The sequence below is a fragment of the Salinicola acroporae genome (assembly GCF_003206615.1).
Taxonomy (GTDB): domain Bacteria; phylum Pseudomonadota; class Gammaproteobacteria; order Pseudomonadales; family Halomonadaceae; genus Salinicola; species Salinicola acroporae.
On the sequence record NZ_PZJW01000010.1, the window covers coordinates 49,445 to 65,477 of the forward strand.

Below are 16,033 nucleotides of genomic sequence, written 5' to 3' on the forward strand. Positions count from 1 at the left end.
GATCACCCGGTCGAACCGCTTCTTTTTCACGATCTAGACTCAAGGACTGCGTCATGTCTCAGCCTCGGATTGCCGTCGGTGGCTTTCTCCATGAAACCAACACCTTCGCGCCCAGCCCGGCGACCTACGAGGATTTCCGGCGGGGTGGCGGAGCCCCACCGCTGAGCGAGGGCGACGCGCTCTTTGATGCGGTGGCGGCGAGTAACATTGGCCTGTGCGGCTTCCTGGAGGCGCCCGAGGCCCGGGCATGGACGCTGATACCGACCCTCTGGACCGCTGCGAGCCCATCGGCGCACGTCACCCATGAGGCCTTCGAGTGCATCACCGAGCGCCTCCTGGCCGGCATTCGCGCCGCGGCACCGCTCGATGGGGTCTATCTCGATCTCCACGGCGCGATGGTCACCCAGCAATTCGATGACGGCGAAGGCGAGTTGCTGCGCCGGGTGCGGGCCCTGGTGGGTGACGCGGTCCCGATCGTCGTCTCACTGGATTTGCACGGTAACGTCACGTCGACGATGGTCGAGCAGGCGGATGTGCTGATCGCTTACCGCACCTACCCTCATATCGACATGGCGGCAACGGGCGCTCGCTGTGCCGCCGCACTGGCCAGGCTGCTGGCCAGTGACAAGCGGCCGGCCAAGGCGTTTCGCCAGCTCGACTTTCTGATGCCGATTGCCTGGCAGTGCACGGCGGAAGAGCCATGCCGCTCGCTCTACGCCGAAGTCGCGGCGATGGAGAGCGACACGCTGCCCGCGGTGTCGTTCCTGACCGGGTTCCCGGCGGCGGATTTCGCCGACTGCGGTCCCAGCGTCATCGTTTACGGGATCGACCAGGCCAGTGCCGATGCCGCCGCCGACGCGTTGACCGCGCGCATCGTCGCGCAGGAATCCGCGTTCGTGGGGCGTGTGTTCGATCCCGAGGCGGGGGTTCGCGAGGCGATGCGCCTGGCGAAAGGCGCCGCCAGGCCCGTCGTGATCGCTGATACCCAGGACAACCCGGGCGCCGGTGGCAATTCCGACACCATGGGCATGCTCAAGGCGCTGATCGCCTGCCGGGCAACCCGAGCTGCGCTCGGCAATGTGTTCGATCCGGCGGCGGCGCAGGTTGCCCACGAAGCGGGTGTCGGCGCGGTGGTCCGGGTGGCGCTCGGCGGCCACTCCGGGGTGCCGGGAGACGCTCCGCTGGAGGCGGCATTCACGGTCGAGGCGCTCTCCGACGGTCATTTCGTGGCCCCGGGCCCCTACTATGGCGGCGGCCGCCTCGACATGGGGCCGTCAGCGTGTCTGCGCATCGACGGAATACGGATCGTGGTGGTCAGTCGCAAGGCCCAGATGGCCGACCTGGCGATGTACCGCTCGGTGGGCATCGAACCGCTCGAACAGGCCATTCTGGTCAACAAGAGCTCGGTCCATTTTCGCGCCGACTTCGCCCCGGTCGCGGAGACCATTCTGGTCTGCGCCGCGCCAGGACCGATGGCCGTCGACCCGGCCGATCTGCCGTGGACGCGGCTGCGTCCGGGGCTGCGTACCTCTCCGCTGGGCAAGCCGTTCGTGCCCGTTACCGAGCCCGCCTGAACTTTCTTCAGGCGGTGCTGCAGACGCTGATTCCAAGGAGCCGTCATGACCACGTTACCGCGTATCGATGCCTTCACCGATGAACTGATCGCGATTCGCCACGATATCCACGCCCATCCGGAAATCGGCTTCGAGGAGCAGCGCACCGCCGCCATCGTTGCCGCGTATCTGCACGAACTGGGCATCGACGTGCATACCGGCGTGGGCAAGACCGGTGTCGTCGGTCTCATCGATGGCAAGCGGGGCCCGGGGAAGACGCTCGGCCTGCGTGCCGATATGGATGCGCTGCCGATGGACGAGGAGACGGGGCTGGCGTTTGCCTCGAAGCACCCCGGCCGCTTCCATGGCTGCGGTCACGATGGCCACACCACCATGCTGCTGGGCGCAGCGCGCTATCTCGCCGAGACGCGCGATTTCGCCGGCGGGGTGGTGTTGATCTTCCAGCCGGCGGAGGAGGGGCTGGGCGGCGCCCGGACAATGATTGCCGAGGCGCTGTTCGAGCGCTTCCCCTGCGACGAGATCTATGCGCTGCATAACGCCCCGCATCTCGATCATGGCCAGATCCGAGTGATGAGCGGCAAGGCGATGGCCGGTGCCGAGTTCTTCGACATCGTCATCCGCGGCCGGGGAAGCCATGGCGCGCAGCCCAACAATGCCCGCGATCCGATCGTGGTGGCGACGCAGCTCTCCCAGGCGATGCAGAGCATCGTCAGCCGCAACTCTGATCCACTGGACGCGGCGGTGGTCTCGATCACTCAGTTGCACGCCGGCGCCGCCTACAACGTGATTCCGCAATCGGCCACGCTTTCCGGCACCATTCGCACCTTCGACGACGACGTCGCCGCTCTGATTCATCAGCGTATTCGTGAACTGGCAGCCGGCCTGGCCAGCGCCTACGGCGTCGAGATCGAGGTCGATATCCGCAATATCTTCTCGGTACTGGAGAATCATCCGAGCCAGACCGAGGCCCTGGCGGCCGCGGCCCGGGAGATCGTCGGCGATGCCAACGTCGCCGATCTCGGCCGTCCGGCGATGGGCAGCGAGGATTTTGCCGACATGCTGAAAAGGGTACCGGGCTCCTACTGCTGGGTTGGCCATGCCGGTGATGTCCCGGTGCACAATCCGGCGTTCGTGCTCGACGACGGGATTCTGCCGATCGGGGCCAGCCTGCTGGCGCGGGTCGCCGAACGTCGTCTCAACGAGCTGGAGGCGACTAGCGCCGCCCGGGCGATGAACGCATGAGTCTCGCCGCCACTCTCGAATTCGATCTCGATGAGATGCTGGCCGGGCTGCAGCGCTGGGTCGAGTGCGAGAGTCCGACCTTCGATAGCGCTGCCGTCAATCGCATGATGACACTGGCAGCGGAAGATCTCGTGACGATGGGGGCGAGCGTCGAACGCGTTGCCGGGCCTGCGGGGCTGGGTGACTGCGTCAAGGCGAGCTTCCCGCATCCCCGTCAGGCCGAAGGTGGCATCCTGATCATGGCGCATCTGGATACCGTCCATCCGGTCGGCACGCTAGCGACGTTGCCGTTTCGGCGTGAAGGGGGGCGCTGTTATGGACCCGGGATCTGCGACATGAAGGGTGGCACCTATGCGGCGCTGCGCGCGGTGGTCGCACTCCGGCAGGCGGGAGTCGACACGACGCTGCCGATTCATGTGCTGCTGACCTGCGACGAGGAGATCGGCAGCCCCGGTACCCGCGAGCTGATCGAGCGGGAAACGGCAAGGCATCGTTACATCCTGGTTCCGGAACCGGCGCGAGCGGGCAATGGCGTGGTCACCGGGCGCTATGCGATCGCGCGTTTCGAGCTGCTCGCTCACGGTCGGCCTAGTCATGCCGGCGCAGCGCTGGCCGATGGCCACTCGGCGATTCGCGAGATGGTGGTGCGAATTCCGGAGATCGAGTCGATGACCGACGATGACTGCACCTTCAGTGTCGGTGTGGTGCAGGGCGGACAGTGGGTCAACTGCGTGTCGACCAGCTGTCGGGGCGAGGCGCTGAGCATGGCCAAGCGTCAATCCGACCTGGATCGCGGTATCGAACGCATGCTGGCGTTCAACCAGCGCGATGCCGATGGCCTCGGCTTCGAGGTCAAGCTCGGCGTGGTCCGGCCGGTATGGGAAGCGGGCGAGGCGACGCTATCGCTCTACGCCCAGGCCAAGGCGATTGCCGACGAGTTGGGCATGCCGCTCCCACACGCCAGCAGCGGTGGCGGCTCCGACGGCAACTTCACTGGCGCCATGGGGCTGGCGACGCTCGACGGACTGGGCGTTCGCGGCGCGGGCGTCCACACCCTGGCTGAACATATCGAGGTCGACAGCCTGGTCGAGCGGGCGAGACTGATGGCCGGGTTGATGGCCGCGCTACGCTGATTACCAGGGGGCGGGTTCGCTCGGTCTAGTCGTCGATACGGCTGCGCAGGCGTTTCTTCTGGCCATGTTTCGTCTTCTGATCGACGCGCTTGCGCTTGGCGCTGCGGCTGGGCTTGGTGGCCTGTCGTGGCTTGTCGCCATAGAGCACGGGTTTGATCAACTGTTTCAGCCGGACGAGTGCGGCTTCCCGGTTGAGCTCCTGGGTGCGGTGCTCCTGCGACTTGATCACGATGATGCCGTCGCGGGTGATGCGTTTGTCACTCAGGGCCAGCAGCTTCTCCTTGAAACCCGGATGCAGACTGGAGGCCCGGATGTCGAAGCGCAGGTGGATCGCCGAGGAGACCTTGTTGACGTTCTGGCCGCCGGCGCCCTGGGCGCGGACGGCGATGAGCTCGATCTCGTTGTCGGGAATCGAGACGTTGCGGGAGATTTCCAGTGGCATCGGCTGTTCCCTGAGTGTTCGAAAATGAAGGGAATGCCTCGCTTAGTCGACGCGATAGATACGCCAGCCTTCGGGGCAGGGCCTATCCTGCCACAGGCTGAGCATGGCGTCGCTGGCTGGAAACAGCGGCGTGGGGAGCTCATCTTGCGGAAACCACGTCCAGCGGGCGAAGACATCCGGTTCGGTCACTTGCGGTTCGGCGGTCTCGTCGCCGAGTGAGATCTTCGCCGCGCCGGTGATCGCGGTGCGGTCGCTGTCCAGTTGTTGCAGGAAGGCGAATACCTCGACCGGCTGTCGAGTGATGATGTCAGCCTCTTCGTGCAGTTCCCGCAGTGCCGCGGCCTCGAAGCTTTCCCCGGGTTCGACGTGCCCGCCGGGAAGACACCAGGTGGGCGTCTCACCGGCCTTGATACGATAGCCCAGCAGCAGGTCGCCGCCGGGGCGGGTGACGATGACACCGACACCCACGCGGGAAACGGGAGCAGCCATCAGAATGATTCCTCCTGCAGCGATGCTTTCGACAAGTTCGACAGTACTGCGCTTGCCGCATAATGGCCGCTGATGAAGGCGGCCACGATGCCTCGGAACAGCCCGCAGGCGTCGCCGACCACCCAGGTCGGTTGTCCGGGCAGGCGTAGCTGGTCGTCGACGCCGGGATACCAGCCGACGCCTTCCAGGGTCGGGCCGATCAGACGTGTCGCTTCATGTTCGATCCGGGGGAAACTGTCGACGAGCTGGCGCAGCCCCTTCAACATCGCACACGCCACGGCGTCGCCATAGAGGCGTCGCATCCGGGCCATGGTCTCTGCGTCCTCTTCCAGCCATGCCGACAGGGGGATTTCGAAGTAGGCGTCCCGGTCGGCCATGGCGTCCTGTAATGTCGAGATCGCCTCCCGTGCCATCGATTCGTCGAGAATGCGCGTATTGAAACCGACGTTGGAGCGCGCCGTGGGTGGGCCGTCCGAGTGTCCCGATACTGTCCACAGGCTCTGCGTTCGGGTCAGCACGGTTCTGCCGTTGCGACAGGCGCAGAAAGTGCGCCATTCGATACCGTCTTCGGCCGTCTGCAGCGTCAGCTTGGGGTCGAGATTGGAGAACGCCTGAAAGAAGGCCTGCTCGCTGGGCTGGTCGATACGGAACCCGACTTCCAGGCGGTGGAAGACCTTCTCGATATCGCCCATGTCCAGTGCGCCAAAACGCCCTGTGGCCCAGATCAGTGTCCTGGTGGCGAGCGCGCTGGGCGCTGCGTCGGGACCCTCCAGTTGCAGGTGATGGCGCTGCTCGTTGGCGTCGTAGCGGTGGGAGGTCACGCAGGTCCCGGTCAAGATGTCGATATCGACGCCATTGACCAGGCCGAGGACCATCTCTTCCCGTGCCTGCAGCGGCAGGTAGCGGGAGGGGTAGTCCTTCAGATTCCAGCGGCCTTCCTCCGGCGTGTAGGCGTCGGTTCTGTTCGGGAACGGCGGTGTCTGCATACCGTAGGATTCGAGCAGGTCACAGGTCCAGGCGTAGGCGCGATACAAGGCATCGCGTTCCGGCAATTGCCATATCCGCGTTGCGGATGGGAAGAACGAGAATTTGCCGTCCGAGTAGAGTCCGGCACCGCCTTGGCCTTGGGTCAGATTGGCTTCGTCGTTTCTGTCGCGCCTCGAGATGTCCAGACCCCGGTCGACGAGCAGTACCCGGCGTTCCTGGCCAGAGAGTCTTTGGGCGGCGGCCAGTCCGGCGGGGCCGGCTCCGACGATGGTGACGTCATAACTCTCCATCATAACTCTCCATGATGAGGCCTCGAGCAGTAATGCGTGTCGAACGACGGTTGGATGCCCGTGACAGCGGCGGTCGGCGGGATCTGAGTCGCGGCAGGAGTAACAGTTTTTTACTAAAAAACGATACGATACGGTGCGTATCCTATATTATCGTATCTTTCAGGAGCTGTTTTTGACAAGGATGTCTTCCATGCCCGACGTTTCTCCTGTACGCCCAGGTCGGCCACGTAGTGCCACGGCTTCAGCCGAGGTGATGCGAACCGCCTTGGAACTGGCGCTGGAAGGAGGAATTCATCATGCCACTGTCGAGCGGATAGTCAGCGTCTCGGGGGTGGCCAAGTCGACCATCTATCGACGTTGGCCAAATGCGGTTGCCATTGTCATGGATGCCTTTCTGGAAGCGGTCGGGCCGAGCATCGCCTACGATGACGAACTGCCCGTCGTTGCCAGTTTCCGTCGCAGCGTGCTGGCGTTGGCCGAGGTTCTCAACGGCCCTCATGGCCGCTTGCTGCAGTATCTGCTGGGTGCCGCCCAATCCGACCCCGTGTTGAGCCGCGCCTTCGTCGAGCGCTGGATCGGACCGCGCCGCCAGATGGGGCGACAAGCCATTGTCGGCGCCGTCGAGCGAGGCGAGCTCAGGCCGGAGATCGATCCGGACCTGAGCATGGATCTGATCTACGGCGCCGTCTACTACCGGCTGTCGGTCTCCTTTTCGGAGATCGACCAGGATTTCGTCGAAGCCGTCATCGATCGGGCGCTGGGGCCCTACGTACGGGATCGGCCCGACGGATAGCCGGTGCCAGCCGGGTCACGCTGTGCCTGGCAGCGCGCCCATCGTCTGCCCCATGCTGATCGGGCTGCCTTGGGGATCGAAGTCGCCGAACGCGGTCTCTCTCCCCAGGCACATCACCACGGTGGAGCCAAGCTTGAAGCGGCCCATCTCCTGGCCTCTCTCGATCACGATGGGTTCATCGAAACGGGTGGTCTGTACCCTCCCGCTCAGCGGCGTGACCTGGCCGGCCCAAGTGGTTTCGATGGCGGCCACGATCATCGCGCCGACCAGCACCATGGCCAGCGGCCCGTGCTCGGTATCGAAGAGACAGACCAGCCGCTCGTTGCGCGCGAACAGGCCCGGCACATGGTTGGCGGTGGCGCTATTGACCGAGAACAGCCGGCCCGGCACGTAGGTCATCTCGCGCAAGGTCCCGGTCATCGGCATGTGTACGCGGTGATAGTCCTTCGGCGATAGATAGACCGTGGCGAAGCTGCCCTGGCGGAACGGTGCCGCACGGGCGACATCGCCGCCCAGCAGGGCACTGAGCGAATAGGTCTGGCCCTTGGCCTGGATCAGGGTGCCATGCTCGATACGCCCGTAACGTGAGAGTACGCCGTCCGCCGGCGAGAGCAGCCCCTCGCCAAGGGGGCGGGCGTCCGGCTTCAGCGCCCGGGTGAAGAAGTCGTTGAAGCAGGCGTAGGCGCTCGGGTCCGGCTGCAGGGCCTGGCTCATGTCGACGCCGTAGGTATCGATGAAGCGACGAATGAACAGATCCTTGACCCAAGGGATCCGACTATCGGCAATCCGGCCGATCAGTCGCGAGATCGCGTGGTGGGGGAGCGGGTACTGAATTCTGGCGAAGAGTTCCTGGCGATCCACGATAACGACCCCGGTGAAAGAAGAGGGACTGACGGAAGGCGGACAAGGTAGCGAGACTGCCCGGCCGGTGCAACCGAGCTTCGCCCGGAGCGGTAAGTCATCAGCTTGAAGCTGGGAGAAAGTTCAGAACCCAAAACCACAACGGTTTGATTCGACAGGTGTGGGTGGTTTTAGCTTCCAGCTGTCATTTCTCCACCGGCGTGTCGTCGCGATTTCCCCACTCCTTCCAGGAGCCGGGATAAGCACGCACGTTGTCGTAGCCGAGCGCCTTGGCGGCAAGCCAGGTCAGGCCGCTGCGGTGGTGGCTCTGGCAGTGAGTGACGATCTCCTTGTCCGGCGTCAGGCCGCGGGCTTCCAGCTCGGTGATCAGTTCAGCGTAGTCGCGCAGGCGTAGGTCATTATGCTTGTCCATGACGTCAAGCCAGTCGAAATTGACCGCGCCGGGGATATGGCCAAGTTTCCGGTTGTCGCCCTTGGTGCCGCGATACTCTTCTGCGGAGCGGGCGTCCCAGATCGCGAGCTGCGGATCGTCGAGACGCTCGATAAGCTCCTCGCGACGAATCTGCAGCGCCGGGTTGAGATAGGCAGCCTGGTAGTCGCTGGGTGTCGGCGTGTTGGAAATGGTCTCCAGCGGATGGCCGTCGGCACGCCAAGCGTGAATGCCGCCGTTGAGGTAGGAGTAGCGGCGGTGTCCGATCAGCTCCAGCGTCCACAGCAGACGCCCGGCCCAGCCGCCGCCTTCATCGTCGTAGGCGACGACGTGAGTTTCCGGCGTCAGCCCGAGTTCCGAGAACAGCGTGCTCAGCGCGGCTTCGGTTGGCACGTCGTTGGGTACCTCGCCGTAACCCGCCAGCAGACGACGGGAATCGAGGAAGATAGCCCCGGGCACGTGACCGGCTGGGTAGCTGTCCACCTTCAGCGGTACGTCGATGATCAGCAGGTGCGGGTCCTCGAGGTGTCGTGACAGCGTGGCCGGATCCAGAATCAGCGGCAGTTGCGGCGTTTCGGAACTCATGGGCTTTTCTCCTTGGCATCGATATCACGTCTGAAGCGGATTCAAAGGCGGCACACCGGCGATGATGACATAGCCCACCGCCGGCCCGGTAGCTGGACGGCCTGCCGGATCGGATAGGCTTTCGTTATACTACGCCGCGCTTGGCGATCGGCGGTGGGGCCCGGAAGGCAAAAGTTGACAGGTCGGTCAACTTTTGGCTTTTCATTGCCTTCATTCTTGTATACAAAATGACGATGCGAACGCCCTCGCTGCCGCGGGTGTCGCCTGCTGTCGCGGATCTTGCAGGCCCGGCAACGCTGTTCGTGGGGGGCTGAGACGCCGCCGATGACACCGCCAACAACAATGACAGTACCGCCCAGGAGATAGTCGCGTGCTAGAAAAACTGTTTTCCCTTCGCTCACTGGACACGACGCCGAAAACCGAGGTGCTGGCCGGCGTCGCCACGTTCCTGGCGGCGATGTATATCATCGTGGTCAACCCTTCGATCCTCTCCGGCGCCGGGGTGCCCTTCGCGGGGGCGCTGACCGCGACGGTGCTGATCAGCTTCTTCGGCAGCGTGATGATGGGGCTCTACGCGCGTAACCCGATACTGGTCGCCCCCGGGATGGGGATCAATGCACTGTTCACCTACACCATGGTGATGGGGGCCGGTATTCCCTGGCAGACGGCGCTTGGTTGCGTGTTCTGGTCCGGGGTGCTGTTCGGGATCCTGGCGCTGTTCAACGTCCGCCGTTACGTGGTCGACGCGATTCCCGCCACGTTGCGCCACGCCATTGCCTGCGGGATCGGCCTGTTCATTACCGTGATCGGCCTGGTCAACGCCGGCATGCTGGTGTCCAATCCGGCCACGGTGGTCGGACTGGGCGAAATGACCCCGGCGCTCGTCACGTTTCTGATCGGACTCGGCATCACCGCAGTACTGGTCGCTCGGCGCGTCCAGGGGGCGCTGATCCTGGGCATCGTCGTCACCACGGTGCTGGCGATCCCGATCGGTCGCCTTTGGGGCGATGCCAGCGCGGTGTCGCCGACCGGCACCCCGACGCTGGTCAACTTCCAGGGTATCTTCGCCTGGCCTGACTTCAGCGCCATGGGCCAGGTCGATTTCAGCGGTGCGCTGTCGGTGGCCTACTGGCCGTTCATCTTCGTCATTCTGTTCACGACATTCTTCGATGCGATGTCGACCTTCATCGGGGTGTGTCAGGCGGGGAACCTGCTCGACGAAGACGGCGAGCCGCGCAACATCCGCCGCTCGATGATGGTCGATGCGGCTTCCGCGCTGATCTCCGCGCCCATGGGCACGAGTCCGGCCAATGCCTATGTCGAGTCCGCCGCCGGTATCAGTCAGGGCGGTCGCTCGGGCCTCGTCGCCGTGGTCGCCGGCCTGCTGTTCCTGCCGTTTCTGTTCCTGTCGCCCTTGCTGGCGCTGGTCCCGGCGATCGCCACCGCGCCGGCGCTGATCATGGTCGGGGTATTCATGCTCTCGCCGATTCGCACCATCGACTGGCAGCAGTACGATGATGCCATTCCGGCGTTCGTGGCGATGATGCTGATTCCGCTGACCTACTCGATCACCCATGGCGTGGTGTTCGGGTTCCTCACGTTCGTCGTGGTCAAGGTCGGCGTTGGCAAGGCGAGGGAAGTGCGCCCGGCGATGTGGGTGCTGTTCTTCCTCTCGATCCTGATGTTGTTCGAGGGCTGATACTTGGCCAGGCGATCGATGATTTCGATCGTCTCGCCAATCTTCGCTGCGTCTCAGAACACGACGATCCTCATGGTCGTTGGAGTTCTGCCGGGTGAGGTGTCCCCTGCAGTGGGACTACGACTGCAGAGCCTTGGGCCGGCCTACTGCTCGCCGTGACGAGGGGGCTTAACGCTCGCCCCCTCGTCGCGCCCCCTCTTTTGGCGCCACAAGGCGACGAAACCCTGAGCGACTCTCCGCTTACGTTTGGGTCGGCGCGCAAGGACATCCCTGTCCCTGCGCGCCTCCTGTGATGTCCATGCCACAAGACCCACTCAGCGGGAGCCGCTCAGCGTCGTCTTGCCAGGCGCCTGGGGTGACATCGACAAATCTTGGTGGCTCTTACGACGCGGCAATATCGTCCCGTATCCGCTGAAAACTGGCGAAACGTTGCGGGTGGATCTCGCCGCGCTCGACGGCGTCGAGCAGGGCGCAGCCGGGCTCCTGGCGATGGCGGCAGTCGCGAAAGCGGCAGTGGCCGAGAAAGGGGCGGAACTCGATGAAACCGTCGGCCAGCTCGCGCTCGTCGAGGTGCCACAGGCCGAACTCGCGGATGCCGGGCGAGTCGATCAGATCGCCCTCGCGGGGGCGTCCCGCAATACCGCCCTCGGGCAGCGGGTAGAGCCGGGCGGTGGTGGTGGTGTGCTTGCCCTTGCGGGTGTCCGCCGACAGGGCGCCGATGCGCAGCGTCTCCTCCGGTAGCAGCTTGTCGATCAGCGACGACTTGCCGACTCCGCTCTGACCGACGAAGACGGAGGTGCGGTCCGTCAACTGTGCGTGCAGGGCGTCGAGACCGTTATCGCCCCGCGCCGAGGCTTCGATCAGCGGATACCCCAGCCCACGATAGCGGGCCAGCATGGTGCGTAACGGCCCGCCCTCGACCGGCAGCAGGTCGCTCTTGTTGAGGATCAGCGCTGGCGGAATACCGGTATTCTCGGCAGCCACCAGATAACGATCGATCAGGTTCGGATGCGGCTCCGGTTCCACCGCGACCACGATCAGGATCTGGTCGATATTGGCGGCCACCGGGCGCAACTGGCCGTGAAGATCCGGGCGCTCCAGCACGCTGGTGCGTTCGCCACGAGCGACGACGACGCCGCTGCCGTCGCTCGCTTCCCGCCAGATCACGGCATCGCCGGTGACCAGCCCCTCCAGGTTGGCACGCAGGTGGCAGCGGTGCCGACTGACGCTGTCGCCATCGATGAATTCGACCTCCAGCGAGCGGCCGAAATGGGCGGCGACACGTCCCGGGCGCTCGGCTCTGTACTCGCCGGCATCGAGACGCTCGCTGTCGCGCTCGTCCTTCTTCGAGGCGCGTTCGGCGCGCTCGGCCTGGATCTTCTCGACCCGCCAGCGCTGCTGGCGGGTCAGTTTGCGGCGACTCATGGTTGGCGTCGGCTCACGGTTGTCTGTAGCTCAGGAGAGGGAAAGCTCACCTCCGGCGTTTGCCCCTTCCTCGTGTCACGGGGGTAGAATGGCGGCATTGTAGCCGTTACCGACCTGCCGTGTCCGCTCGCGTCCGAGTGGCCGGGGACACCGACTCTGGAGTTGTTCATGTCTGAACCATCCGCCGCTGGCGCCCGCAGCGATCTGCTGATCTGGATCGATCTGGAAATGACCGGTCTTGACCCGGATCGGGAGCGCATTATCGAGGTGGCGACCCTGATCACCGACGGTGAGCTCAATCTGATCGCCGAAGGCCCGGTACTGGCGGTGCATCAACCGGATGCCCTGCTCGACGGGATGGACGAATGGAACCAGAAGACGCACGGTGAATCCGGACTGGTCCGGCGGGTGCGCGAGAGCACCATCGATACTTCGGAAGCGGAGCGGCGCACGCTGGCGTTCCTGGCCACCTACGTCGTGCCCGGTACCTCGCCGGTCTGCGGCAACAGCGTCCACCAGGACCGGCGCTTCCTGGAGCGCGAGATGCCGGCGCTCAACAACTTCTTCCACTACCGCAACCTGGATGTCTCGACGCTGAAGGAGCTGGCCAAGCGCTGGAATCCGGCGGTGGCCAACGGCTTCACCAAGCAGAACACCCATCAGGCCCTGGACGATATTCGCGAGTCGCTGGCGGAACTCAAGCACTACCGAGAGACGTTTCTGAAACTGCCTGGCTGACAGCTGCCGCCACGAGCGCGGTTGCTCAGCCGCTGGCGATGCGCGCCTCACGCTTGCGTTGCTGCTCCTCGAGTGCCCAGCGCACGTGCTCGCGAACCAGGTCGGAGGGGTAGGCCAGACGAGCTCGCAGGGCGTGCTCGACGCGCTCGCTCCAGGGTGCATTGCCCAGGCCGATGGCCAGGTTGCGCAGCCAGCGCGGATAGCCGATACGCCGGATCGGGCTGCCTTCGGTGCGCTTGAGGAATTCGCTTTCGCTCCAGGCGAACAGATCGATCAGTTCCGCGCGATCGAGATCGTGGCGCGGGGCGAAATCCGGCTCGGTGCTGACGCGGGTGAAGCGAGTGAAAGGGCAGAACAGCTGGCAGTCGTCGCAACCGTAGACGCGATTGCCCATGGCACGACGAAACTCGAGCGGAATGCTGCCGTGGAGCTCGATGGTCAGGTAAGAGATGCAGCGCCGCGCGTCGATCACCTTGTCGTCGATGATCGCCCCGGTCGGGCAGGCGGTCTGGCAACTGCTGCAGGAGCCGCAGTGCTCGCGCTCGAACGGTGGGTCCACCGGCAGCGGCAGGTCGGTGTAAAGCTCTCCCAGGAAAAACAGCGAGCCGGCCTGGGGATTCAACAGCATGGCGTTCTTGCCGAACCAGCCCAGGCCGGCCTTCTGGGCCAGGGCGCGCTCCATGACCGGGGCGGAATCGACGAAGGCGCGATAGCCGATCCGGCCGACTTCCTGCTCGATCCTGCGCGCCAGCTGGTCAAGGCGTTTGCGGATCAGTTTGTGATAGTCGCGTCCCAGGGCGTAGCGTGAAACGTACGCCTTTTGCGGCTGTCCCAGTATCCTGGTGGTCTCGACCTCGGGCGGCAGGTAATCCAGGCGCGCGCTGATCACGCGCAGCGTTCCGGGAACCAGCTCCTCGGGTCGCGTTCGCTTGGTCCCGTGCCTGGCCATGTAGTCCATCTCGCCATGGTGCCCGGCCTCCAGCCAGCGCTGTAAATAGCGCTCATGGGTCTGCAGGTCGGTATCGGTGATACCGATCGCCTGGAAGCCGAGCTCTCGCCCCCATTGCTTGATGCGCGAGGCGAGCTCGTTGAAATCGACGCTGGATGGCTGTGACATACCGCAGGGACGCATGCAGGGATGGGAGTGTCGGGTGCGCTACCCTACACCACTAGCCGGGCGCACGTCAGCCGGATGCCGGTCACGGCCCTCGGCGGCGGCGTTCATCGATAACCACACCAGGGTTGTTCGCAATCTTTCGGAAGACGACAGGAGCCTCCATGTCCGCCTCCTCTTCTCAGCGCCCGCTCTATCTCGCCGGCCAGGTCCGTGAACTGGATCGCCGCACCATCGAGGCCGAGGACGATGGCTTCGCCTTGATGCGCCGCGCCGGGGAGGCGGCCTACGAGACGCTGTGTGCCCGATGGCCGGGCGTCCGTCGCCTCTGCGTGCTTTGCGGCGGGGGCAACAACGGGGGCGATGGCTATGTCGTCGCCGCGCTGGCGGCCGCCGATGGCGTGGCGGTCGAACTGGTGGCGCTGAAGCCGGTGGCCGAGCTCGCGGGCAACGCGCGCCGAGCCGCCGAGCTGGCGGTGGAAGCGGGGGTGTTGCCGGTGGCGTGGGACGACGAGCTGACGCTGGATGGAGAACTGATGGTCGACGCGATGCTGGGGACCGGTGCCCACGGCGCACCGCGCGCGCCTTATGCCGCGGCGATCGCTGAGGTCAATGCCAGTGGCTGCCCGGTCATGGCACTGGATGTACCCTCGGGAGTCGATGTCGATACCGGTCACGTCGAGACGGAAGCGGTCGCGGCGACACTGACGGTCACCTTCATCGGCGACAAGCTGGGGCTGCACACCGGCGCGGCGCTGGACGTGGTCGGCGATGTGATCTGTGCCTCGCTGGGCGTCGATCCCCAGTCACATGGCGATATCACACCGGTCGCCTGGCTGCAGACGCGTGAGGATCTGGCCCGGGCCCTGCCACCGCGCAAGCCCAGCGGCCACAAGGGGAATTACGGCCACGCACTGGTCGTGGCCGGCGCCCCGGGCATGGGCGGGGCGGCGCTGATGACCAGCGAGATGGCGGCACGCGTCGGTGCCGGCAAGGTCAGTCTGGCCACCGACGCCGCTCATGTCTCGGCCAGCCTGACCCGGTTCCCCGAGATCATGGCGCGAGGCGTGCGCGGCGCGCCGGATCTGGCCACGATGATCGAAGCCGCCGACACGGTGGCCATCGGCCCGGGCATCGGTAGCGGCGCCTGGGGGCAGGCGGCACTTCAGAGCGTGCTCGACGCTGGCAAGCCCTGCGTGGTCGACGCCGACGCACTCAACCTGCTGGTGCGCGAGGAGCACGACCGCCGCCACGACGACTGGGTGCTGACGCCGCATCCCGGGGAGGCAGGTCGGCTGCTGGGAATGTCCACCGGCGAGGTGGAGCGAGATCGGCGTGATGCCGTGATCGCCCTGCAACGGCGCTGGGGTGGCACGATCGTGCTCAAGGGCGCGGGTACGCTGGTCTACGACGGCGAGCGGCTCACGCTCTGCCCGTTCGGCAATCCTGGCATGGCCAGCGGCGGGATGGGCGATGCGCTGACCGGTATCATCGCCGGGCTGGCCGGCCAGCTCGCATCGCTCGAAGAGGCTGCCCGGATCGGCGTGCTGGTCCATGCCCTGGCGGCGGACGCGGCGGCCCTGGACGCCGGCGAGCGTGGTTTGCTGGCGACTGATCTGGCATCCTATGCGCGAACTTTGGTCAACCCTCAACCTGTCTCGAGTCATGCCGATCACGCTTAACGACGAAGCCGCCCAGGTGGCCTTTGGTGAAACACTGGGCCGGGCTCTGGCCGGTCGTGGCCAGGTTCATCTGATCGGCGACCTCGGCGCCGGCAAGACCACGCTGGCGCGTGGCATACTTCGGGCCCATGGCCATGGGGGAGCGGTCAAGAGTCCGACCTACACGCTCGTCGAGCCCTACGAGACCGCGTCAGCCCGGATCTTTCATTTCGACCTCTATCGCCTCGGCGACCCCGAAGAGCTCGAGTTCATGGGCGCTCGCGACATGCTGGGTAGCGACGCACTGTGCCTGATCGAGTGGCCGAGCCGTGGCGCGGGCTGGTTGCCGGCCCCGGACCTGGAGATTCATCTGCAACTGGTCTCCGGTGGTGGCCGGCGGGTGTCGGGAACTGCTTACAGTCAACAGGGAAGAGCCGTCTTGGCGGCAATGCCGGCGAGCTTGAGTCACAAGGAAGATGAATGCTGAAAGACGCTCGAGAGATGTCGGCCGCGATCGTGACCGCCCGTCGCGATGTCCCGTCACGAATCGCCGGTGGGGTCAGGTATGCG

The 16,033-nt window shown here is 65.2% G+C and carries 15 protein-coding genes; 8 read left to right on the forward strand and 7 right to left on the reverse strand.

Annotated features, from left to right (window positions below; genetic code table 11):
* Positions 1-53 precede the first annotated feature (53 nt).
* Genes DOM54_RS15000 through DOM54_RS15010 form a run of 3 tightly spaced genes read left to right on the forward strand, consistent with a single transcriptional unit; the run spans position 54 to position 3,949 of the window.
* On the forward strand, positions 54-1,574 hold the full coding sequence (locus tag DOM54_RS15000; protein WP_110717120.1) for a M81 family metallopeptidase: 1,521 nt from the start codon (positions 54-56) through the stop codon (positions 1,572-1,574).
* A gap of 45 nt (positions 1,575-1,619) precedes the next feature.
* Positions 1,620-2,816, forward strand: a complete 1,197-nt coding sequence (locus tag DOM54_RS15005; RefSeq protein ID WP_110717121.1) for a M20 aminoacylase family protein — start codon at positions 1,620-1,622, stop codon at positions 2,814-2,816.
* Entirely contained in the window at positions 2,813-3,949 is a 1,137-nt protein-coding gene (locus DOM54_RS15010) for a M20/M25/M40 family metallo-hydrolase (protein WP_110717122.1), read from the forward strand. The genes DOM54_RS15005 and DOM54_RS15010 overlap by 4 nt, the downstream gene beginning before the upstream one ends.
* 25 nt (positions 3,950-3,974) lie before the next feature.
* Here the strand turns inward: DOM54_RS15010 and arfB are convergent, their stop codons facing one another.
* The 3 genes from arfB to DOM54_RS15025 are packed head-to-tail and all read right to left on the reverse strand — an operon-like array spanning position 3,975 to position 6,160.
* Entirely contained in the window at positions 3,975-4,391 is a 417-nt protein-coding gene (gene arfB / locus DOM54_RS15015) for an alternative ribosome rescue aminoacyl-tRNA hydrolase ArfB (protein WP_110717123.1), read from the reverse strand.
* 42 nt (positions 4,392-4,433) lie between these two features.
* A complete protein-coding gene (locus DOM54_RS15020) occupies positions 4,434-4,880 on the reverse strand; it encodes a nucleotide triphosphate diphosphatase NUDT15 (protein WP_110717124.1) in 447 nt (148 codons plus the stop codon).
* Positions 4,880-6,160, reverse strand: a complete 1,281-nt coding sequence (locus tag DOM54_RS15025; RefSeq protein ID WP_110717125.1) for an NAD(P)-binding protein — start codon at positions 6,158-6,160, stop codon at positions 4,880-4,882. The genes DOM54_RS15020 and DOM54_RS15025 overlap by 1 nt, the downstream gene beginning before the upstream one ends.
* Before the next feature lie 187 nt (positions 6,161-6,347).
* Between DOM54_RS15025 and DOM54_RS15030 the strand changes: the two genes are divergently transcribed.
* Positions 6,348-6,950, forward strand: a complete 603-nt coding sequence (locus DOM54_RS15030; RefSeq protein ID WP_162619893.1) for a TetR/AcrR family transcriptional regulator — start codon at positions 6,348-6,350, stop codon at positions 6,948-6,950.
* Between the two features lie 15 nt (positions 6,951-6,965).
* Here the strand turns inward: DOM54_RS15030 and asd are convergent, their stop codons facing one another.
* Positions 6,966-7,811 carry an archaetidylserine decarboxylase gene (asd, locus tag DOM54_RS15035; RefSeq protein ID WP_420852759.1) on the reverse strand — a complete coding sequence of 282 codons (846 nt, stop codon included), beginning with the start codon at positions 7,809-7,811 and terminating at the stop codon, positions 6,966-6,968.
* Positions 7,812-7,995: 184 nt separating this feature from the next.
* Positions 7,996-8,826, reverse strand: coding sequence for a sulfurtransferase (locus DOM54_RS15040; protein WP_110717128.1), 831 nt, complete (start codon positions 8,824-8,826; stop codon positions 7,996-7,998).
* Positions 8,827-9,196: 370 nt separating this feature from the next.
* Here DOM54_RS15040 and DOM54_RS15045 point away from each other — a divergent pair, with 370 nt between their 5' ends.
* Entirely contained in the window at positions 9,197-10,525 is a 1,329-nt protein-coding gene (locus tag DOM54_RS15045; RefSeq protein ID WP_110717129.1) for an NCS2 family permease, read from the forward strand.
* 381 nt (positions 10,526-10,906) lie between these two features.
* On the opposite strand, the gene rsgA is transcribed toward DOM54_RS15045, so the two are convergent.
* A complete protein-coding gene (gene rsgA, locus DOM54_RS15050) occupies positions 10,907-11,950 on the reverse strand; it encodes a small ribosomal subunit biogenesis GTPase RsgA (protein ID WP_110717130.1) in 1,044 nt (347 codons plus the stop codon).
* Between the two features lie 168 nt (positions 11,951-12,118).
* On the opposite strand from rsgA, the gene orn reads away from it, so the two are divergent.
* A complete protein-coding gene (orn, locus tag DOM54_RS15055; RefSeq protein ID WP_110717131.1) occupies positions 12,119-12,688 on the forward strand; it encodes an oligoribonuclease in 570 nt (189 codons plus the stop codon).
* 25 nt (positions 12,689-12,713) lie between these two features.
* Here the strand turns inward: orn and queG are convergent, their stop codons facing one another.
* The gene (queG, locus tag DOM54_RS15060; RefSeq protein WP_110717132.1) at positions 12,714-13,805 is read right to left on the reverse strand and encodes a tRNA epoxyqueuosine(34) reductase QueG; all 1,092 of its coding nucleotides are present in this window, start codon (positions 13,803-13,805) and stop codon (positions 12,714-12,716) included.
* A gap of 161 nt (positions 13,806-13,966) precedes the next feature.
* On the opposite strand from queG, the gene DOM54_RS15065 reads away from it, so the two are divergent.
* Together DOM54_RS15065 and tsaE are read left to right on the forward strand one after the other, a co-directional pair.
* Positions 13,967-15,484 (forward strand): NAD(P)H-hydrate dehydratase, encoded by a 1,518-nt coding sequence (locus tag DOM54_RS15065; protein ID WP_110717133.1) that lies wholly within the window; start codon positions 13,967-13,969, stop codon positions 15,482-15,484.
* Positions 15,468-15,950 (forward strand): tRNA (adenosine(37)-N6)-threonylcarbamoyltransferase complex ATPase subunit type 1 TsaE, encoded by a 483-nt coding sequence (tsaE, locus tag DOM54_RS15070; protein WP_110717134.1) that lies wholly within the window; start codon positions 15,468-15,470, stop codon positions 15,948-15,950. Before DOM54_RS15065 ends, tsaE begins: the two co-directional genes overlap by 17 nt.
* The last annotated feature ends 83 nt before the right edge of the window (positions 15,951-16,033 follow it).

What these genes read in the sequence shown, in the direction of transcription:
- DOM54_RS15000 (WP_110717120.1), top strand. Translation starts at nt 54, where the DNA reads ATGTCTCAGCCTCGGATTGCCGTCGGTGGCTTTCTCCATGAAACCAAC.
- DOM54_RS15005 (WP_110717121.1), top strand. Translation starts at nt 1,620, where the DNA reads ATGACCACGTTACCGCGTATCGATGCCTTCACCGATGAACTGATCGCG.
- DOM54_RS15010 (WP_110717122.1), top strand. Translation starts at nt 2,813, where the DNA reads ATGAGTCTCGCCGCCACTCTCGAATTCGATCTCGATGAGATGCTGGCC.
- arfB (WP_110717123.1), bottom strand. Translation starts at nt 4,391, where the DNA reads ATGCCACTGGAAATCTCCCGCAACGTCTCGATTCCCGACAACGAGATC.
- DOM54_RS15020 (WP_110717124.1), bottom strand. Translation starts at nt 4,880, where the DNA reads ATGGCTGCTCCCGTTTCCCGCGTGGGTGTCGGTGTCATCGTCACCCGC.
- DOM54_RS15025 (WP_110717125.1), bottom strand. Translation starts at nt 6,160, where the DNA reads ATGATGGAGAGTTATGACGTCACCATCGTCGGAGCCGGCCCCGCCGGA.
- DOM54_RS15030 (WP_162619893.1), top strand. Translation starts at nt 6,348, where the DNA reads ATGCCCGACGTTTCTCCTGTACGCCCAGGTCGGCCACGTAGTGCCACG.
- DOM54_RS15040 (WP_110717128.1), bottom strand. Translation starts at nt 8,826, where the DNA reads ATGAGTTCCGAAACGCCGCAACTGCCGCTGATTCTGGATCCGGCCACG.
- rsgA (WP_110717130.1), bottom strand. Translation starts at nt 11,950, where the DNA reads ATGAGTCGCCGCAAACTGACCCGCCAGCAGCGCTGGCGGGTCGAGAAG.
- orn (WP_110717131.1), top strand. Translation starts at nt 12,119, where the DNA reads ATGTCTGAACCATCCGCCGCTGGCGCCCGCAGCGATCTGCTGATCTGG.
- queG (WP_110717132.1), bottom strand. Translation starts at nt 13,805, where the DNA reads ATGTCACAGCCATCCAGCGTCGATTTCAACGAGCTCGCCTCGCGCATC.
- DOM54_RS15065 (WP_110717133.1), top strand. Translation starts at nt 13,967, where the DNA reads ATGTCCGCCTCCTCTTCTCAGCGCCCGCTCTATCTCGCCGGCCAGGTC.
- tsaE (WP_110717134.1), top strand. Translation starts at nt 15,468, where the DNA reads ATGCCGATCACGCTTAACGACGAAGCCGCCCAGGTGGCCTTTGGTGAA.